This window comes from Pseudomonas sp. 1 (assembly GCF_056626735.1).
Window position 1 is genome coordinate 24,884 of the sequence record NZ_JBWXMQ010000003.1, and the last position, 18,262, is coordinate 43,145.

Annotated in this window: 24 protein-coding genes and 1 pseudogene; 23 read left to right on the forward strand and 2 right to left on the reverse strand. The window is 60.5% G+C overall.

What is annotated here, in order from left to right; all coding sequences use genetic code 11:
- Positions 1 to 3 precede the first annotated feature (3 nt).
- The 22 genes and pseudogenes from AC1MDC_RS05535 to recX all read left to right on the forward strand — a co-directional run bounded on the left by AC1MDC_RS05535 (position 4) and on the right by recX (position 16,058).
- The gene (locus AC1MDC_RS05535; RefSeq protein WP_480392641.1) at positions 4 to 1,047 is read left to right on the forward strand and encodes a phage baseplate assembly protein; all 1,044 of its coding nucleotides are present in this window, start codon (positions 4 to 6) and stop codon (positions 1,045 to 1,047) included.
- 179 nt (positions 1,048 to 1,226) lie between these two features.
- On the forward strand, positions 1,227 to 1,736 hold the full coding sequence (locus AC1MDC_RS05540; protein WP_085683326.1) for a phage baseplate assembly protein V: 510 nt from the start codon (positions 1,227 to 1,229) through the stop codon (positions 1,734 to 1,736).
- Positions 1,736 to 2,134, forward strand: a complete 399-nt coding sequence (locus AC1MDC_RS05545; RefSeq protein ID WP_007954906.1) for a phage GP46 family protein — start codon at positions 1,736 to 1,738, stop codon at positions 2,132 to 2,134. Before AC1MDC_RS05540 ends, AC1MDC_RS05545 begins: the two co-directional genes overlap by 1 nt.
- A complete protein-coding gene (locus AC1MDC_RS05550; RefSeq protein ID WP_085697369.1) occupies positions 2,124 to 3,167 on the forward strand; it encodes a baseplate J/gp47 family protein in 1,044 nt (347 codons plus the stop codon). The genes AC1MDC_RS05545 and AC1MDC_RS05550 overlap by 11 nt, the downstream gene beginning before the upstream one ends.
- Positions 3,155 to 3,754 carry a YmfQ family protein gene (locus tag AC1MDC_RS05555; RefSeq protein ID WP_085697370.1) on the forward strand — a complete coding sequence of 200 codons (600 nt, stop codon included), beginning with the start codon at positions 3,155 to 3,157 and terminating at the stop codon, positions 3,752 to 3,754. Before AC1MDC_RS05550 ends, AC1MDC_RS05555 begins: the two co-directional genes overlap by 13 nt.
- Positions 3,755 to 3,765: 11 nt before the next feature.
- Positions 3,766 to 4,644 (forward strand): gp53-like domain-containing protein, encoded by an 879-nt coding sequence (locus tag AC1MDC_RS05560; RefSeq protein ID WP_480392642.1) that lies wholly within the window; start codon positions 3,766 to 3,768, stop codon positions 4,642 to 4,644.
- A gap of 17 nt (positions 4,645 to 4,661) precedes the next feature.
- A complete protein-coding gene (locus tag AC1MDC_RS05565) occupies positions 4,662 to 5,081 on the forward strand; it encodes a tail fiber assembly protein (RefSeq protein WP_480392643.1) in 420 nt (139 codons plus the stop codon).
- A 70-nt stretch (positions 5,082 to 5,151) separates the two neighbouring features.
- Positions 5,152 to 6,309, forward strand: a complete 1,158-nt coding sequence (locus tag AC1MDC_RS05570; protein ID WP_480392644.1) for a phage tail protein — start codon at positions 5,152 to 5,154, stop codon at positions 6,307 to 6,309.
- The gene (locus AC1MDC_RS05575) at positions 6,306 to 6,821 is read left to right on the forward strand and encodes a phage tail protein (RefSeq protein WP_085697372.1); all 516 of its coding nucleotides are present in this window, start codon (positions 6,306 to 6,308) and stop codon (positions 6,819 to 6,821) included. Before AC1MDC_RS05570 ends, AC1MDC_RS05575 begins: the two co-directional genes overlap by 4 nt.
- A 129-nt stretch (positions 6,822 to 6,950) precedes the next feature.
- Positions 6,951 to 8,045 (forward strand): phage tail protein, encoded by a 1,095-nt coding sequence (locus AC1MDC_RS05580; protein WP_480392645.1) that lies wholly within the window; start codon positions 6,951 to 6,953, stop codon positions 8,043 to 8,045.
- Between the two features lie 7 nt (positions 8,046 to 8,052).
- Positions 8,053 to 8,619, forward strand: coding sequence for a tail fiber assembly protein (locus AC1MDC_RS05585; protein WP_480392766.1), 567 nt, complete (start codon positions 8,053 to 8,055; stop codon positions 8,617 to 8,619).
- 22 nt (positions 8,620 to 8,641) lie between these two features.
- Positions 8,642 to 9,568, forward strand: a pseudogene (locus AC1MDC_RS05590) (glycine-rich domain-containing protein).
- A complete protein-coding gene (locus AC1MDC_RS05595; protein ID WP_480392646.1) occupies positions 9,568 to 10,035 on the forward strand; it encodes a phage tail assembly chaperone in 468 nt (155 codons plus the stop codon). Before AC1MDC_RS05590 ends, AC1MDC_RS05595 begins: the two are co-directional and overlap by 1 nt.
- Positions 10,036 to 10,076: 41 nt before the next feature.
- Positions 10,077 to 10,817 (forward strand): gp53-like domain-containing protein, encoded by a 741-nt coding sequence (locus AC1MDC_RS05600; RefSeq protein WP_085697377.1) that lies wholly within the window; start codon positions 10,077 to 10,079, stop codon positions 10,815 to 10,817.
- Positions 10,818 to 10,819: 2 nt separating this feature from the next.
- The gene (locus AC1MDC_RS05605; protein WP_085697378.1) at positions 10,820 to 11,251 is read left to right on the forward strand and encodes a phage tail assembly chaperone; all 432 of its coding nucleotides are present in this window, start codon (positions 10,820 to 10,822) and stop codon (positions 11,249 to 11,251) included.
- Positions 11,252 to 11,280: 29 nt separating this feature from the next.
- Positions 11,281 to 12,483, forward strand: a complete 1,203-nt coding sequence (locus AC1MDC_RS05610; RefSeq protein ID WP_085697379.1) for a carbohydrate binding domain-containing protein — start codon at positions 11,281 to 11,283, stop codon at positions 12,481 to 12,483.
- Between the two features lie 10 nt (positions 12,484 to 12,493).
- Entirely contained in the window at positions 12,494 to 12,736 is a 243-nt protein-coding gene (locus tag AC1MDC_RS05615; RefSeq protein ID WP_480392647.1) for a hypothetical protein, read from the forward strand.
- A gap of 56 nt (positions 12,737 to 12,792) precedes the next feature.
- The gene (locus tag AC1MDC_RS05620; RefSeq protein ID WP_480392648.1) at positions 12,793 to 13,356 is read left to right on the forward strand and encodes a glycoside hydrolase family 19 protein; all 564 of its coding nucleotides are present in this window, start codon (positions 12,793 to 12,795) and stop codon (positions 13,354 to 13,356) included.
- On the forward strand, positions 13,338 to 13,868 hold the full coding sequence (locus AC1MDC_RS05625) for a lysis system i-spanin subunit Rz (protein ID WP_085697381.1): 531 nt from the start codon (positions 13,338 to 13,340) through the stop codon (positions 13,866 to 13,868). Before AC1MDC_RS05620 ends, AC1MDC_RS05625 begins: the two co-directional genes overlap by 19 nt.
- 68 nt (positions 13,869 to 13,936) lie before the next feature.
- On the forward strand, positions 13,937 to 14,437 hold the full coding sequence (locus AC1MDC_RS05630; protein WP_085697382.1) for a CinA family protein: 501 nt from the start codon (positions 13,937 to 13,939) through the stop codon (positions 14,435 to 14,437).
- A gap of 83 nt (positions 14,438 to 14,520) precedes the next feature.
- Positions 14,521 to 15,579 (forward strand): recombinase RecA, encoded by a 1,059-nt coding sequence (gene recA / locus AC1MDC_RS05635; protein ID WP_085683314.1) that lies wholly within the window; start codon positions 14,521 to 14,523, stop codon positions 15,577 to 15,579.
- 8 nt (positions 15,580 to 15,587) lie between these two features.
- Positions 15,588 to 16,058 (forward strand): recombination regulator RecX, encoded by a 471-nt coding sequence (gene recX / locus AC1MDC_RS05640; RefSeq protein ID WP_085697383.1) that lies wholly within the window; start codon positions 15,588 to 15,590, stop codon positions 16,056 to 16,058.
- A 62-nt stretch (positions 16,059 to 16,120) separates the two neighbouring features.
- Here recX and AC1MDC_RS05645 read toward each other — a convergent pair whose 3' ends face one another.
- Positions 16,121 to 17,239 carry an LOG family protein gene (locus AC1MDC_RS05645; RefSeq protein WP_085697384.1) on the reverse strand — a complete coding sequence of 373 codons (1,119 nt, stop codon included), beginning with the start codon at positions 17,237 to 17,239 and terminating at the stop codon, positions 16,121 to 16,123.
- Positions 17,240 to 17,592: 353 nt separating this feature from the next.
- On the opposite strand from AC1MDC_RS05645, the gene AC1MDC_RS05650 reads away from it, so the two are divergent.
- Positions 17,593 to 17,787 carry a hypothetical protein gene (locus AC1MDC_RS05650; RefSeq protein WP_480392649.1) on the forward strand — a complete coding sequence of 65 codons (195 nt, stop codon included), beginning with the start codon at positions 17,593 to 17,595 and terminating at the stop codon, positions 17,785 to 17,787.
- On the opposite strand, the gene AC1MDC_RS05655 is transcribed toward AC1MDC_RS05650, so the two are convergent.
- Complete coding sequence (locus tag AC1MDC_RS05655) at positions 17,788 to 18,213, reverse strand: PA3611 family quorum-sensing-regulated virulence factor (protein WP_085697386.1); 426 nt, start codon at positions 18,211 to 18,213, stop codon at positions 17,788 to 17,790. It abuts the gene before it with no gap.
- Positions 18,214 to 18,262: the final 49 nt, after the last annotated feature.

Consider the following 18,262-nt stretch of genomic DNA (forward strand, 5'->3'; position numbering starts at 1 on the left):
GCCATGAGCGACCTAGACAATCGCGTCACGCTGAGCGTTGGCGACATGGAATACGGTGGCTGGAAAAGCGTGGAAATCACGGCGGATCTGGAGCGCCAGTTCCGCACCTTCAAACTCGACATCACCTGGCAATGGCCTGGGCAGACCGTGGATCAGCGGATCAAGGCCGGTGACCCGTGCGAAGTGCGGATCGGCAAGGATCTGGTGCTCACCGGTTACGTTTTCAAGGCCCCGATCAGCTATGACGGGCGGCAAATCAGCCTGAGCATCGAAGGCAGTTCCAAAACCCAGGATCTGGTCGATTGTGCGGCGCGAAACAACCCCGGCCAATGGCAGGATCAATCGCTGTTGAACATCGTCCAGGCCCTGGCCATGGAGTACGCGTTGATGGTGGTCAACGAAATTCCCGAAACCGCACGCCTGAGCAAGCACACGATCGTTCCGGGTGAAACGGTGTTTCAGTCGATCGACCGTCTGCTCTCGCTGTACCGGGTGTTTTCCACCGATGACGCCGAGGGCCGGCTGGTGCTGGCCAAACCGGGCAGCGGCGGTCGCGCCAGCGATGCGCTGGAGCTGGGCAAGAACATTCTCTCGGCCAATGCGCCGATGGATCACAGCCAGGTGTTCTCCGAGTATCGGGTGATCGGCCAGCAGAAGGGCAACGACAAGAAGAGCGGGGCGGCGGTCAGCGAGGTTGAATCCAGCGCGACTGACCTGAGCTTCAAGCGTCGGCGCACCACGATCATCAACGAAGGCTCGCAACTGACGTTCGAACTGGCCCAGCAACGGGCCCAGTGGGAAAGCGCCACGCGCATGGGCCGGGCGCTGACCACTACCTATCAGGTGCAGGGCTGGCGTCAGTCCAACGGCGACCTGTGGCGCCACAACACGCTGGTGAAGGTCAAGGATCCGGTGCTCGGTTTCGATGGCGACATGCTGATCTCCAAGGTGACGTACTCGCTGTCGGCGCAAGGCTCGGTCACCACCCTGCAGGTGGCTCCGCCGCACACATTCGACGCGAACCCGATTCCCCCGAAAAAAACCTGAGCCTGACGCCGAACCAGACTGGCATCACCTGACCCTGTGGGAGCGGGCTTGCCCGCGATAGCTGTGGTTACCGCAAACACTTCTTTGCCTGACACACCGCCATCGCGGGCAAGTCGACCCGTCGCACCGCCGCCCCCACAGGGTTTGTCTGTGGCTGGCCGACTTCTAGAGGAAAACCTATGAGCCTACTGACACGCCTGCTGGCGCGCGGCACTGTCGTGCTCGCCAATTCGGCATCCAAACTGCAATCGCTGCAAATGCGCCTCACCGCCGGTGAAGTGAACGACGACATGGAGCACTTCGAACCCTACGGCTTCACCAGCCACCCGCTGGCCGGTGCCGAAGGCGTCGTCACGTTCCTCGGCGGCGACCGTTCCCACGCCATCGCCCTGGTGGTCGCCGACCGTCGCTATCGCCTGCAGTCGCTGGCGGCCGGTGAAGTGGCGATCTACACCGACGAGGGCGACAAAATCCACTTCAAGCGCGGGCGGATCATCGACATCGAAACCGCCACGCTCAACATCCGCGCCAGCACCGCCGTGAACTTCGAGACGCCGGTGATCAACCAGACCGGCAAGATCGTTTCCAAAGACGATCAAGTGGCCGGCGGCATCAGCCAGATCAAGCACGTACACGTTGGCGTGCAGGCGGGCAGCGGCCAGACCGGCGCGCCGGCGGGAGGTCAGTGATGCTTTTCAGTCAGAACCTCCACGCCGCGCTGACCCGAGCCGTACTGATCAGCCTGTTCACCTGGCGCCGCGCCGCCGACGACGATGCCCTCGACGATGAGGAGCGTTTCGGCTGGTGGGGCGACACCTTTCCCACCGTTGCCGACGATCGCATCGGCTCGCGGCTGTGGCTGCTGCGCCGGGTCAAGCTGACCCGGCAGACCCAGATGGATGCCGAGTTCTATGCCCGCGAAGCCTTGCAATGGCTGATCGACGACGGCCATTGCAGCGCCATCGACATCATCAGCGAACGCCTCGACGCCCAGCGCCTGAACCTGCGCACGGTCCTGACCCTGGCCGACGGCGAACGCCTGGACATCAATCCCGATAACAGTTGGCAGGTGATCTATGCCGTTTGAAACCCCTTCGCTGCCGGTGCTGATCAAGCGCACCCAGAGCGACCTGGCCGGCGATTCGCTGCGCCAGTCCGATGCGCAAGTCCTGGCCCGCACACTCGGCGGCGCCGCTTATGGTCTGTACGGCTACCTCGACTGGATTGCCGAGCAGATCCTGCCCGACACCGCCGATGAATCGACCCTGGAACGGATCGCCGCATTGCGCCTGAACCAGCCGCGCAAACCGGCGCAGGTCGCCACCGGCACGGTCAGCTTCAACGCCACGGCGGGCGCGGTGCTGGACGCCGATACATTGCTGCAATCGAGCGACGGTCGCACCTTCAAAGTCACTGCCGCGCGCACCACCGTCAATGGCGTCAACAGCACTTCCATCGCGGCACTGGATGCCGGCAGCCTGGGCAATGCCGAGGCCGGGCTGGCGCTGACGCCGGTGCAGCCAGTCACCGGTGTGGTCAGTAACAGCTTTGTCGTACTGGCGCCGGGACTCAACGGCGGTGTGGCGCGGGAAAGCCTGGAGTCGCTGCGCTCGCGGGTGATCCGTTCCTATCGCGTCATCCCCCACGGCGGTTCGGCCAGCGATTATGAAACCTGGGCGCTGGAAGTGCCGGGTGTGACCCGCGCGTGGTGCCGTGGTGGCTTCCTCGGACCGGGCACCGTCGGCGTGTACATCATGCGCGACGATGATCCGCAGCCAGTACCGAATGCCGATCAACTGGCCGAAGTGCAGGCCTACATCGAACCGCTGCGCCCGGTGACCGCCGAAGTCCACGTGCGTCCTCCGGTGCAGAAACCGGTGACCTATCAGTTGAAGCTGACCCCCGACACCACCGCCGTGCGCGCCGCTGTTGAAACCCAGTTGCGCGACCTGCACAACCGTGAAGCCGATCTGGGCGAAGATCTGTTGATCAGCCATATCCGCGAAGCGATCAGCAGCGCGGCGGGTGAGACCGATCACGTGCTGTCGGCCCCGGTGGCGAACGTGGCCGCAGCTGACAGTGAACTGCTCACCTTCGGGGGGTGCGTATGGCTGCCATAAGAACCGCCGCGCAATACCAGGCGCAACTGCGCGCCTTGCTGCCGAGCGGTCCGGCGTGGGATCCGGAGCGCGTGCCGGAACTTGAGGAAGTGCTGCAAGGCGTCGCCGTCGAGCTGGCGCGCCTCGACGCTCGCGCCGCCGATCTGCTCAACGAAATGGACCCGGCCGGCGTCAGCGAACTGGTGCCGGACTGGGAGCAGGTGATGAACCTGCCCGACCCGTGCCTTGGCGCCACACCGCTGTTCGACGACCGTCGCCTCGCCGTGCGCCGCCGCTTGCTGGCGGTCGGCAGCCAGGCCGTCGGTTACTACCTGGAAATCGCCAAAAGCCAGGGTTACCCCAACGCCACCATCACCGAACTCGAAGCACCGCGCATGGGCCGCTCGCGTTTCGGCGCGGCGCACTGGGGCACCTGGGAAGCGCAGTTCATGTGGACGCTCAACACCGGCGGGCGACTGTTGCTCGGGCGGCGTTTCGGCGCGAGCTACTGGGGCGAACGCTTCGGCGTGAATCCGGGCTCGGCGCTTGAGTGCCTGATTCATCGGGCGGCGCCGGCGCATACCAAGGTGCACATCAACTATGACTAGGGAGTAGCGCAATGGATTATCCGAAAAGCCTGCCCGGTGTGGGTTTGGTCAACAGCCGATTCGTCGATGAAAACCCGATCACGGGAACGCCGGGGTCGTTGATTCCTGCCGAATGGGGCAATGCGCTGACCGAGGAAGTGTTGACGGTCATCAAGGCGGCGGGCATCGAGCCTACCGAGGGCTTGAACACGCAATTGCTGGAGGCGCTGCGCGGCAAGCGACTTTTTGAAACGCCTGCACAGTTCGACTCCAGTCAGAAGGTCGCGACGACAGAGTTTGTCCAGCGCGCACTGGGTAGTCTGGCGGGTCAAACCAACTACGTCGGCGAAGTGACGTTGACGGCCGCGGACGTTGGCAAACTCTCTATCTTCACTGGACCGAGCACGGCGACATTGCCTGACTGGTCGAGCGTTCCTGCGGGTGGCCTGGTCTCTCTTGTCGCCAGCTCCGGTGGTTTGACAGTGAAAGCCAGAACGGGCGAAACCCTGAGCACCACCAATGGGGTCTCAGGTACCTCCCTTTCATTTGTCGGCGGCAGTTTCGTGACCTTCAGGCGCCTTCTATTGGGCGGCGGGTGGGGATTGGACTCGGGGGACGGCGCGCTCAAATACTCTCCGGCATTCGCCGCTTCGTTGGGAACTGCCGGTGGCTATCAGCGCCTTCCCAGCGGTCTGATTTTGCAATGGGGGCTGGCCACCGGCGGAGCCCTCAGCGAAACCATCACCTATCCGATTGCCTTTCCCAGCGCGGTGCTGTTTCTGTCAGGTGGCGATATTTCCCCGGGGTTCGCAGACCTGCGTTTTTCCTTTTACAGACTCTCGCTAAGCCAGTTTCAACGATTTTCAAATTCCGATCCCGGTGGCTGGAACTGGTTTGCCATGGGCTTCTGAAATCAAAGGTGAAGACGATGAAATTTATTGATTTTGACGCCCAGGGTGAACTCCTTGGACGCTACGACCCGATGATTCACACGCAGATTCCGGCCAGCGCGGTGGAAATTTCCGACGAGTTGTTCCTGCGCACGATCGATGAGCGTGACGGCATCTGGCGATACACCGAAGGCAAGGTCACCAAGCACGCCTTGCCGAACAGCTCGCAGCAAGTCGATGCCGAACGGCGAGCCGCTGCGCTGGCGCGGCGTGATGAGCTGCTGGCAGAAGCCGATCAACAGACTGTCGGTATGGCGGACGCCTACATTGCAGGATTGCTGGATGCCGACGACATGCAGCGGTTCAAGGCTTACGCCACGTACAAGCTGGCACTGAACAAGATCGAAAAGCAGCCGGATTACCCGCAACACGTAGTCTGGCCCGAACGGCCTGCCTGAGGCCGCCACTGGTCTGATCTTTGAAAACCAACCCTGACAACCATCCCTCTGAATAACGGGAGGTCCGCACGTGGACTATCCAAAAAGTGTCCCCAGCGCCGGTCTGGTGAACGGGAAATTTATCGATGAAAACCCGCTGACCGGGACACCGGGGTCGCTGATCCCCGCTGACTGGGGCAACGGTGTTACGCAAGAAATCATCAATGTGATCAAGGCCGGGGATCTGACCCCGGACGAGAAGAAATACGATCAGTTGCTCCAGGCGATTCAGAGTGTTTCGGCCAAGGGCTGGAATCAGGATCTCGCGTTGCCATTGGCCGCGTTGCCATTGCCGACCGTGGCCACGGCTGACGCCCGGATGCCGATCACGCCGGCCGCCGCATCGACCAGCGGCGGACGAGTGTCGGTGCCGGCGGGCATTTACGTCAGCATCGGTCAGGAAGTGGTGGCGGGGCAGTTGGGACGTTCGCGAACGTTCACCACTCAGGCCTGGAGTAGCGCCGATCTGCTGCCGAGTTCGGGTTACTTTCTGCGGGCGCAGGTGGTGGGTGGGGCGCTGACGTTTTACATGCAGCGCGGGACGATTTACGACGCGACGCCCGAGTCTCTGAAAGGCACTGTCAACGGTGCTGCCGGTGGCGGTTTCCAGAGTTCGGTGCTGGACATGTGCCTGGCCTGGGTGGTCACCGGTGCTCCAGGCTCTGTGCCGGTAGTGCGCTCGATTTACAACCGGGCGCGTTTGACTTGGACGCAGACCGTCAACGGCACCGGTGCGGTGTTTTTGCCGCTCGATCCCCATGCTCGTGCTGCGCGGTTGATCGTGGGTAACCCGACGCCTTCGTCGACCGCCGTGACGAGCGTCGCCTTTCCAAGCGCCGGATGGGCAGGCGGCAACTACAGCTACCTGTCGCCGGTTTCAACGGGTGTATCCAACAATGCGGGCGGCTGGAATCCTACCACTGCGCAGCCATGTGTAGTGTTCACCAACAACATCGTCAACGACGTCACCGTGTCCACCCTGACCGCCAGTTTCGACCATGCCAATCTGCGTTCTCTGTGGCAGTCCTATCAGGCTGAGCACAACCTGGCGCAGGCCAGCGCCGACAGCGATGAATTGCTATTGAGCATGGGCATCAAGAGTCATCCGCTGAACGACTACAGCGTCGGCATCGCGATCAATTTCGGGGACGCCGTGAACGTTCAGTTGCAATGGGAGCTCATTCGATGATCGTCATTCAGGAACTGCATCAGATCGACGGCGAATTACGTCCGCCGGCTCCATCGGCCGCCCATGACTGGAATGGCGAACAGTGGGTGGTCAACGAAGAAAGGGCGGCGCTGCTCGATCAGCAGGCCGCCGAACAGTTGTGTGCCAGAGTCGATGCGACCGCTGACGCCATTCGCATTCAACTGGCCGGCGATCCGCTCAAAGCCCTGGAGTACGCCCAGGCTGCCATCGACGCTCAGGCCTTTCAGGACGCCGGTTACCCGAAAAAGGAAGTGCCGCTGTCCGTCGCCGCGTGGGTTGCTAAGGGCCGTTCGGCGAAACAGTCCGCCGAGCAGATTCTCGACAAGGCCGCCCAGCTCAGCGACAGCCTGCTGACTCTGCGCACCTTGCGCCTGAAAGCCAAGACCCAGATTCGTGCTTATGCAAGTAAAGGCCATATGGATCAGGCCCGGACTGCTGCCGATGAGGCGTTGCTGGCCATTCGTGAACTGACGGCCAACTCGACCTCCTAATCGCACTCGCGTCACCCAAGCCCACTTCACGGTGGGCTTTTTATTTTCAGAAACAGAAGCGTTTTGAGCCTTTGCGAGTACCCGCGCGCGGCCACGTTTCATTTGTCATTTCAGAGGAATGAACATCCGATGGATTACCCAAAAAGCGTCCCTAGCGTCGGCCTGGTCAATGGCCGGTTCGTCGATGAAAACCCGGTGGCGGGAACGCCGGGATCGTTGATACCGGCGGTGTGGGGCAACAGCGTTACGCAAGAGATTCTCAACGTGATTATCGGCGCCGGGCTGACAGCTGCCGAGGCCGATACCGGTCAGTTGCTCAAAGCCATTCAGTCGATTGTCGGCAATGCCAGTCCGATGCGCTCGGTGGTGACACGGCTGACTGCATCCAAGGCGTTGACCGACCCGGAGCTGGGCCTGGTGTTGATCGATGGCGGATCCAGCGCCGTGACGGTCACGTTGCCGCCGGCGAACGCGGGCCTGGGCGTACGCGATGTGATTGTTCGGCGCATGGATAACAGCGGCAACCGCCTGATCGTTCAGGCGTCGGATTCCGACCGCATCCGTTTTCACACTCACCTTTCACCTAGCGGTTATCCGTTTCTGGTGTTGATGGGGGCGGGAGACTGGTGGCATCTGCGCAGTGACGCAGCGGGTAGCTGGTGGCCAGTCGGCCGGTTTGACAATACTCCCCTTGGCCGGCCGTTTTTCGAGACGACCACTTTGCTCAGCCCCGGTGGTTATGGTGCACTTAATGGCACGGTCATGAAGCGTGTCGAGTGGCCATGGCTGTGGGATCACGCCCAGCTTTCCGGAATGTTGGGCACCGAAGCTGCGCGTGCTGGTAACGAAGGTAAATGGACCTCGGGTGACGGCGCGGCAACCTTTCGAGGTCCGGAAGGGCGAGGCGAGTTTCTGCGAGTGCTGGACGAGGGCAGGGGCGTGGATGCCGGTCGCTCCATGGGCTCCTTTCAGGTCGGATCGACTCATTCTTACGCCATGGGCGCCAATGGTGCCGGTGCGGTGGGGGCCTGGTGGTCGGACGCCTTGACCAGTTTCGGTGCCGATACTCGTGAAGAGCCGCAATACGTGTCCGGACTGGTCAACGGCGGCCCTGTCTATCCTGCCAATACGACCTACCAACGAGATGCTGCCAACACCTTGCTGCTGGCTTTCAAATCCCGTCCTCGCAACATCGCCTATCCCGGCCGTATCAAGCTCATCTGAGGTGCCCATGTTCAATTATTTGGTTGACGGCGCGGGCGCTTTGTCCGGGCCTGTCGAGTTTTTCGTTACCCCTGGCATCGGCATTCAACTGCCCAGCAACGCGGTGGAATTGTCGTTCGAATTACCTGTCCCGGAACCTGGTCGCACCTGGGCCTTGATCAACGGTGTACCGCGAGAGGTGATTGACCGGCGCGGTCCGGTTTTCCGCAAGGACGGCGGCGGGCAACAGATCTGGAACGAGTTGGGCGAATTGCCCGACACTTTTACGGCACAGCCATGGCCCGGCGAGTTTCATGTGTGGCGTGATAACTCCTGGCAAGTGGATGAGCAGGCCCGTTTGCTCAGCATCAGCCAGCAGGTCCTGGAAGAGCGTGACACGCTGCTGCGCGACGCGGTCCTGCGCATCGCCCCTTTGCAATACGCAGAAGACATCGGCGATGCCTCCCAAGAAGAGCAACTGCAGTTGCTCGAATGGAAGCTCTACAGCGTGGAGCTGAACCGCATCGAAAAACAGGCCGGTTTTCCCCGCGAGGTCACCTGGCCGGCAGTGCCCGGCGCAACCTTAACCAACTGATCGCAGCATAGGGAACCGTGCAATGGATTATCCAAACAGCATCCCTGGCGTCGGCCTGGTCAACGGCGTATTCACCGATGAAAACCCCGTTGCCGGCACGCCCGGATCACTGATCCCCGCCTCTTGGGGCAACAGTGTCACGCAAGAAATTCTCAACGCCATCAAGTCCGCCGGACTGACACCTGACGAGAGCAAAACCAACCAGCTGGCAACGGCCATTGGCGCCCTTGTCGACTTCACCAAACTGCAGAACACCCCGACCACGCTGGCGGGCTACGGCATCACCGATGCCGTAGGGCGGCTGCTGGCAGTCAGACAGATCTAGACGGTCGGGATCACGGTTTACCGCCCCAACCCCAATGCGAAAAGGATTCGCGTCCGGCTGGTCGGCGCGGGAGGTTCCGGGGGCGGATGTGCACCTGTCGAGGTGAGCACTGTGCGGATTGGCGGAGGTGGTGGCGCTGGAGCCTATGCGGAAGGTCTGTATGACGTGACGACGGACATGCTCGCCGGCGTGCCTGTCACGCTGGGCGCTGGTGGCGCGTCCCGCACTGTGGCTGGCTTGGCGGGAGGCGGCGCTTCGTTCGGCTCTTTGATGAGTGCAGCCGGCGGTGCTGGCGGGCAGATTCTGGCTGTCGCCGTGGGACCCACGGCGAACGGCTTCGTCCAGGGCGGCCCAGGTGGTCAGGTGGTCACAGGCGGCAATCTGACCAACGCCCGCGGCGTGAGCGGTGGGTTCGCGATGTTCAACAACAATTGGGGCGTGCTTTCCGGCACCGGGGGCGCCAGCCCATTTGACGGCGGTGCGTCGTCCACCGGTGTCAACGGCAATGGCTATGCGGGGGTTCGAGGTTCCGGAGGTGGAGGTACCTGCTCCAACAACACTTCTGCGTCCTTTCTGAGTGGTGCCGGTGGCAATGCCTTCTGTGAAATCTGGGAGTACGCGTAATGGCCATGTATGCACGTATTGAAAACGGTGTTGCGATTGAGGTGATCGACACAGGTGACTACGCGATCGAGCAACTGTTCGCGCCTGCTTTCGTCGCGGCGATGGTGCAGGTGCCCGAAGGTGTCGACGTTGAAATCGGTGCGCCGATGGCCGATGCGGCTCCCGCTGTCGAGCCTTCGCGCGCAATGCAAAGTCCCATTGTCGCCAAGGGCCTTGTAATCGAGGACAGCGAGCCTCTGGCGGCAGAACGCACTTGGCGCCAGACCATGCTCGCGGCCACCGAATGGCTGGTCACCCGCCACCGCGACGAGCAGGAACTGGGACGTGGAACAACGCTCAAGGCTCAGCAGTATCTGGAGCTGCTCGAGTACCGCCAGGCCTTGCGCGACTGGCCTGCCGCGAGCTCGTTTCAGATCTTCGCTGAGCGGCCTGAGCAGCCTGCCTGGTTCACGGCAGTTTCTGCCTGACGCAGCCGAATGGACGTGTATTCATATTCAGGAGACAGGTAATGGATTATCCAAAAAACATTCCCAGTGCAGGTTTGGTGAATGGCAGGTTTGTTGACGAAAACCCTCTCACCGGAACACCCGGTTCGTTGATTCCGGCAAGCTGGGGAAATGGTGTTACGCAAGAAATTCTTGAAGTCATCAAAAGCGCAGGGACGGCTGCCGATGAGAGTGATAACACCCAACTCAGGGCGGCAATCGATACGCTGATCTCGAAGAAGCAGAGCGACAGCCTGGCCAGTCAGGACGAAGCAGAGTCGGGAACCAGTGCTACCCAGGTGATGACGCCGTTACGAGTGTTTCAATCGATAGCGAAGAAGGTGCAACAGGCGACCGAGTCGCTGATGGGGATTGCAAAGGTTGCATCTCAGGCGGAGGTCAACGCCGGTGTCAGTGATACTTCTGTCGTGACCCCTAAAAAACTCAGGCTAGGGTTCATGGTGAGGCTGGGGGCATCCGGCTATGTCGTTTTCCCCTCGTGGATGGGTGGACTAATCATTCAGTGGATCACCGGGGCGGCCAGCCAGGCGGGGAACAATGGTTATGGCGATCTGAATCTATGGCCGCTGGTCTTTCCCAACGCGCTGTTTCTTGCAGTCGCTTCCCATGAAGGCACGGCATCCGGAACGCAACTGATCTGGAACAATAATGCGACCGTGAGTCGGCAGGCAGGCATAAATGTACGTTGTCCTGAATGGCCGTCAGGCTCCATTGCCGCTCGTGTCATCGGAATAGGATATTGAGCATGTACTATTTTTCTCCGACAACTTCCGGCTTTTATCACTCCGATCTACACGGCACCAATATTCCTGTGGACGCCTTTGAATTAAGCGAGGGCGAGTATTGCGCGCTGGTCTCGAACGCTCCAAAAGGAACCGTTCTTTCTCTGACCGCCAACGGACGCCCGGAACGGGTGCTACTGGCTGAGCAAATCCCCGATGACACAGAGAGGGCCTGGCGAGACAAGGTACTGGATCGCACCCAATGGCTGGTTCTTCGCGATGCCGAAGAGCTGGAAGTCGGCGAAGGCACCACTCTGCGCACCGACGAATTCAAACAACTTCTCGCCTATCGACAGGCACTGCGCGACTGGCCCAATGATCCGGAATTTCCGGATGCCCAGGCTCGTCCGGTAGAGCCCGACTGGCTTGAAGGCTTGCTGCGCTCAAAGGGCTGAGCCGATGATCTGATCAAGGAGGAATTAACATGGATTATCCGAAAAGCGTTCCCGGCTCAGGCCTGGAGAATGGCAAGTTCGTCGATGAAGACCCCATCGCCGGAAAACCGGGATCGTTGATCCCGGCCAGTTGGGGAAACAGTGTGACCCAGGAAATTCTCAACGCGATCACGGCCGCCGGTCTGACGCCGGATGAGGAGCAGACCGATCAACTGGCACAGGCCATTCGGCAACTGGCCAAGCCTGATCCGCTGCAGCAGTTTCCTGTGCAGGTGTATCGCAAGAATCTGTTGATCAATGGTGGATTCAATATCTGGCAACGCGGCACGACCAATCAGGGGCCGAACATCGGTGGCTATGTGGCGGATCGCTTTCGGTGCGACTGGAACGGCAACGCAGGTGTCAGCATTTCGCGCCAGGATTTTCCCCTCGGTCAAACGGAAGTCGTGGGTGAACCCGCTTATTTCCTGCGCTGGCAGCAGGCCACCGCAGGCACGGGAGCAACGGTGCATAAAGTCGCCCAGAGCATTGAATCGGTCAGGACCCTGGCCGGACGAATGGCGACAGTCAGCTTCTGGGCGCGATCCGATGCGACGCGTCCTTTGCGTGTCACGATTGCCCAGCAATTCGGGGCGGGCGGTTCGGAGGGTGTCGTGAAGGTTGTCGACGTCTTTCAACTGAGTACGTCGTGGAAGAAATACAGCGCAACGTTTCAGGTGCCAACCATCGCCGGGAAAATGCTGGGCGTGAATGACTGCCTGACCTTGTCGTTCGATCTGCCGCTCAACGTGTTGCAGACCGTCGATCTGGCACAGATGCAATTGGAGGAGGGGCCGGTTGCAACACCGTTTGAATACCGTCCAGCGGCGGAAGAGTTGACTCTCTGTCAGCGCTATTTCGAAAAATCCTTTGTAAACCGTTTGCCGATCCGTTCGAACAACGGCCCAGGAACCTGTATCGCCACCTTTTCCCAAGTAGCGGCAGCCAATTCCGGCCAATATGGAATGTGCATCGATATGCAGGTGCCCAAGCGAGTTCAGCCAACGGTCGTGACGTATTGCCCTGGTGAGGCGAGCAATCAAGTCTGGCATTCATCGCTTGCGAAGGCCTGCACAGGAACCATCCTGCAAAGTGTGAGCGAGCGAGGGTTTGCGCTTGCCACCGTGACGCCCGTAGGCAGCTTTCCCGGGCAGGCATTGCAGGTCGATTGGACCGCGGACGCGGAAATCTAGGGACAAGTCCATGAGTTATCAGCTCACATCGTATGGCGTTCTGCGCCTGAGTGATTCAGCGTTTATTCCACAGGATCCCATTAATCGGGACTGGCTCGAGTACCAGGAGTGGCTGGTTTCCGGAGGACAGGTACTGCCACTGGACCCGCCGCTAGAGAGGCTGACGGCCAATCAAGGCATGCTGGGGTTGTTCAAGCGAATGATCCAGGTGTCCCCGGACAGCACGCTGAAAACTGAGGTAAACAATGGCTGATCAGCTTTGGTCGCCAACCGTGATTCAATCGGAGCATCCAGGGAGGATCGAGCATTATGCAAATTACTGAAGACAACCTACTCAACATCATGCCCAACGCCCGCCGCCAAGCGGGCGTTTTTGTTTCTGCACTCAACGATGCCATGGCGCGCCATCTCATCGACACGCCCAAGCGCATCGCTGCGTTTCTCGCCCAGATCGGACACGAATCGGGGCAGTTGCAGTACGTGCGTGAACTGGGCAACAACCAATACCTGAGCAAATACGACACCGGTACGCTGGCCTTGCGCCTGGGTAACACGCCCGAGGCGGATGGCGACGGGCAGAAGTATCGCGGTCGCGGGCTGATCCAGATCACCGGGCGCGCCAACTATCGCCAGTGCAGTCTCGGGCTGTTCGGCGATGAGCGTTTGCTGGCGCTGCCGGAACTGCTGGAACAACCGCAATGGGCGGCCGAGTCCGCTGCGTGGTTCTGGGAGAAGAATGGCCTGAACGCGCTGGCGGATCAGGATCAGTTCAATAGCATTACCCGGCGGATCAACGGCGGGTTGAACGGCTTGCAGGATCGCCTGGAGCTGTGGGGGCGGGCGAGGGCGGTGCTATGCCTGCCTTCGGTCTGAGCATCTGGCGGCTGATTGGCCTGGTGCTGCTGGTCGCAGGGTCGGCGGCGCTGGCGTGGCAATTCCAGGACTGGCGCTACGGTCGGCAACTGGCCGAGCAGGCCCGGCAGCACGCCGAAATCCTCAATCAACTGACCCTGACGGCCGCGACTGCGCAACAGGCCGAGCAGGACAAGCGACTGGCCGTTGAGCAACGGCTCGCGGCCAGTGAACAAACTCATTACCGAGCACTGAACGATGCCCAACGTGATCAGGATCGCCTGCGCGATCGTCTTGCCACTGCTGATCTGCGCCTGTCAGTCCTCATCGACGCAGGCGATGCTGCCCAAGGCTGCGGTGTGTCAGCCACCACCGGCGCCGGCGGCGTGGATCATGCAACCGTACGCGCCCGACTTGACCCGGCGCATGCTCGACGAATTGTCGCCATCACCGGCGAAGGCGACCGTGGACTGATCGCCTTGCAGGCTTGTCAGGCCTATATCAGAGCGCTGGCGCCTGCACATTTTGAATAAGCTTGTGTATTGAAAGCGCAACCGGCTCGTGTACGGTGGTACCCATTCCATCCGATCCGGAGCGCGCCGTGAAAGAAATCACCCAACTGGCGGCCGAACTTGGCCGACGTCTGCAATTGCTCAACGCCCATGTCACTACGGCCGAGTCCTGTACCGGTGGCGGGATTGCCGAAGCCATCACCCGCATTCCGGGGAGTTCGGCGTGGTTCGAGGCGGGTTACGTGACCTACTCCAACCGCCAGAAAACCCAGCAGTTGAATGTACCGGCTAATCTGTTCGGCACCGTGGGCGCGGTCAGTCGCGAGGTGGTCGAAGCCATGGTACGTGGCGCTCAGGAGAAAAGCCTGGCGCGGTTTGCCGTGGCGGTCAGCGGTGTGGCCGGGCCGGACGGTGGTTCGCCGAACAAACCAGTGGGCACCGTCTGGCTGGCTTGGGGTGTGGGCGACACGGTTTCCAGTGAGCTCCAGCACTTCCCCGGAAACCGCGACGAAGTCCGCCGACAAACGGTGAAGGCCGCGCTAGACGGCTTGCTGCGGCTAGCGGCACGAGAAATCGAAAATCAGGGGTAGGCGATCCGTGAACGCTGTGGAATAATACTGGCTACTTATACAGGTGTTGGCCGTCAGGCCTTATTGATTACGTGAGGACTTTAATGGACGACAACAAGAAGAAAGCCTTGGCTGCGGCCCTGGGTCAGATCGAACGTCAATTCGGCAAGGGTGCCGTAATGCGTATGGGCGATCAGGACCGTCAGGCGATCCCATCCATCTCCACCGGCTCTCTGGGTCTGGACATCGCACTTGGCATCGGCGGCCTGCCAAAAGGCCGTATCGTTGAAATCTACGGTCCTGAATCTTCCGGTAAAACCACATTGACGCTGTCCGTGATCGCCCAGGCTCAAAAAGCCGGTGCGACCTGCGCCTTCGTCGACGCCGAACATGCCCTCGACCCCGAGTACGCCGGCAAGCTGGGCGTCAATGTTGACGACCTGCTGGTTTCCCAGCCGGACACCGGCGAGCAGGCCCTCGAAATCACCGACATGCTGGTGCGCTCCAACGCCGTTGACGTGATCATCGTCGACTCCGTGGCCGCCCTGGTGCCGAAGGCTGAAATCGAAGGCGAAATGGGTGACATGCACGTGGGCCTGCAAGCCCGTCTGATGTCCCAGGCGCTGCGTAAAATCACCGGTAACATCAAGAACGCCAACTGCCTGGTGATCTTCATCAACCAGATCCGGATGAAGATCGGCGTGATGTTCGGCAGCCCGGAAACCACTACCGGTGGTAACGCGCTGAAGTTCTACGCTTCGGTTCGTCTCGACATCCGCCGTACCGGCGCGGTGAAGGAAGGCGACGAAGTGGTCGGCAGCGAAACCCGCGTCAAGGTTGTGAAAAACAAGGTGGCTTCGCCGTTCCGTCAGGCCGAGTTCCAGATTCTCTACGGCAAGGGTATCTACCTGAACGGCGAGATGATCGACCTGGGCGTGCTGCACGGTTTTGTCGAGAAGTCCGGCGCCTGGTATGCCTACGAAGGCACCAAGATCGGTCAGGGCAAGGCCAACTCGGCCAAGTTCCTGGCAGACAACCCGGAAGTTGCGGCCAAGCTCGAGAAGCAACTGCGTGACAAACTGCTGTCGCCAGCAGTGATCGCCGACTCGAAGGCTTCTGCGGTCAAAGAGACCGAAGACGACCTGGCTGACGCTGATATCTGATTGCACCGATGACAACCGCCGTACTCGATACCCTCGTCGCGGTGCGGCGAACCGCCATGGACCTGCTCGCACGCCGCGAGCACGGTCGAGTCGAGCTGACGCGCAAACTGCGTCAGCGTGGCGCTCCCCCCGAGATGATCGAAACAGCCCTTGACCGTTTGACGGAAGAAGGGCTGCTTTCCGAAGCCCGTTATCTTGAAAGCTTTGTTTCCTATCGCGCCCGCTCCGGTTACGGCCCACTGCGGATTCGCGAAGAACTTGGCCAGCGCGGTTTGCAACGCGCCGATATTGAACTCGCGTTGCGCGAGAGCGGCATCAACTGGCAGGAGCAGCTAACGGACACGTGGCAACGGAAGTTCTCCGGACAGCTTCCCGGCGATGCCAAGGAACGCGCCAGACAAGGTCGGTTCCTGGCGTATCGGGGATTCTCGATGGAGATGATCAACCGCTTGTTCAGCGGCAGAGGGATGGACGATTAAATCGCTCCAGCTTCAATCAAAAAACGGCCCGCTATTTCAATAGCGGGCCGTTTTTTTTGCCTTCACGTTACCTTCGACGGTTCGCGGGTGCGTTGAGCGGTCTGGGGGGGTGACTGGGCCCAGTTTTCAGGCTGGTTGATGTAGTCCACCAGTTCTCGCAGACGCCCGTGGTCCCGGGCATTGAAGGCGAAGGCCAGTCGCGTCAGGTGGCTGAATTGAGCCTCGTCGTGTTCTTCACCGGTGTAGGCGTGTTGATGGAACTGGTCGCTCAGGCACAGATCGGCAAAGGCTTCCTGCATATGGTCGAGGGCTTGATCGCTCAGCTTGTGGTTCATGCGAATGACAAACTGGCGCTTGAGCCAGCGGCTGGAGTGGAAGTTGCCGTAGAACTGGTTGATCTGTTCCACCGCCTCTTCAACGTTGTAGACCAGGCGCATCAGCTTCAGGTCGGTCGGCAGGATGTAGCGGTTTTCCTCCAGTTGCTGGCGGATGAAGTCCAGTGCGCCTTGCCAGAACGTCCCGCCCGGTGCGTCCAGCAGCACCACCGGCACCAGGGGACTTTTACCGGTCTGGATCAGCGTGAGTACTTCCAGCGCTTCGTCCAGGGTGCCGAACCCGCCAGGGCACAACACCAGCGCATCGGCCTCCTTGACGAAGAACAGCTTGCGGGTGAAGAAGAAGTGGAACGGCAGCAGATTATTGGTGCCGTCCACAGTGGGATTGGCATGTTGTTCGAAGGGCAGGGTGATGTTGAACCCGAGGCTTTGATCGCGACCGGCACCTTCATGCGCGGCTGCCATGATTCCGCCGCCGGCACCCGTGATGACCATCATGTTCGAGCGGGCCAGCGCCGCCCCGAGTTCACGAGCCATGGCGTAAAGGGGATGTTCGACCGGGGTGCGAGCCGAGCCGAACACCGTGACCTTGCGTCGTCCCTTGAACTGTTCAAGGGTGCGAAAGGCCTGCTCCAGTTCGCGCAGGGCTTGCAGGGTGATCTTCGCATTCCAGCGGTTGTGGTCTTCCTGGGCCATGCGCAGCACGGTCAGGATCATGTCGCGGTAAATGGGGGAATTCGGGCTGTTGGGTGACACGAGGTTGAGTTGTTCTTCGACCTTGCTGATGAGGTCGTGGCCGCTTTCCTGAAAATGACGGCTGAGCAGGTCATTCGGTTGGTAAGGCATGCAACTTCTCCTTCTGCACAGGGCTTTCGGCCCTGACGTGCGGCGTCAGTGCCGCGCTGCAAGAAAACAAACATCCGGCAGATCCTTTCCTGCCGTTGGAAAAATGAACGGGAATACTTTGAATCTAGACCCTTGAAGCACTTCTCGCTCATCGAGCATTGCGCCGCAAAGTCTTTCCTGGCAACTGCTTATTGGCGTTTTGCGAAGTGTTTTCACCGCTCGTCCGATGCCGCGTCGAGGGCTGAATGCTCTGATTTACTAAGTTAAAGGCGCCGTACGACAACTTTGCGTCAACGACCGTACGCAAGGTGCACGCTATTCAAGGATTTGCGGGTGGCAGGGAGGCAGGACACATGGCCAGAATCATTCTGGAGATCGATACGCAGCTGTATCGGTTGTTGAAAGCATCGGCCGAGACCAACCAAGTGAGTCTCGAGGAGGAGTGCTGCCGACGGCTGGCGGGAGGGGATCGCCGCTCGCGTTACTTGCAGGCCTTGCTGGCCGAACTGCGCGCCGAGGATGAACAGCGGCGCGCCACGTCGCGATGATTACTTCTTCTTCGCTGGAGCCGCTTTCGGGCAATCCGATTCCTGGTAGCTGGCGGAGCCGATCGCCTTGTTGCTTTTCACTTCGGTGAAGTCGTAACGCATGATCGCGCCCTTGGCCATCAGCTTACGGTACGACGGATTGTTGCAAACCGAGGCGCCCAACTGGAAATACACGGCTTTGGGATCGGCGCGCATTTTGTCGGCGTGGCTCTTTTGCACGCTCAGGTGGTTGATCAGCGTAGTGCCTTCGACGGTGTAGCCCTGATCAAGAATGTCTTCGTTGATCGCCCGTGGCGTGCCGACGCTGCTTTGTGCGGCGACATTGCGCAGCTCTCGGTTCAGATTCTGCTCACTCAGGGATGCCGCCTGAGCGCTGAAGGACGAAGCCAGCAGAATGGCAGCGGTGGGAACGATAAGGCGCAGCATGAAACTCTCCTGGTTCAGTGACTGGTGGTTCGACCAGCCACGTGACTGT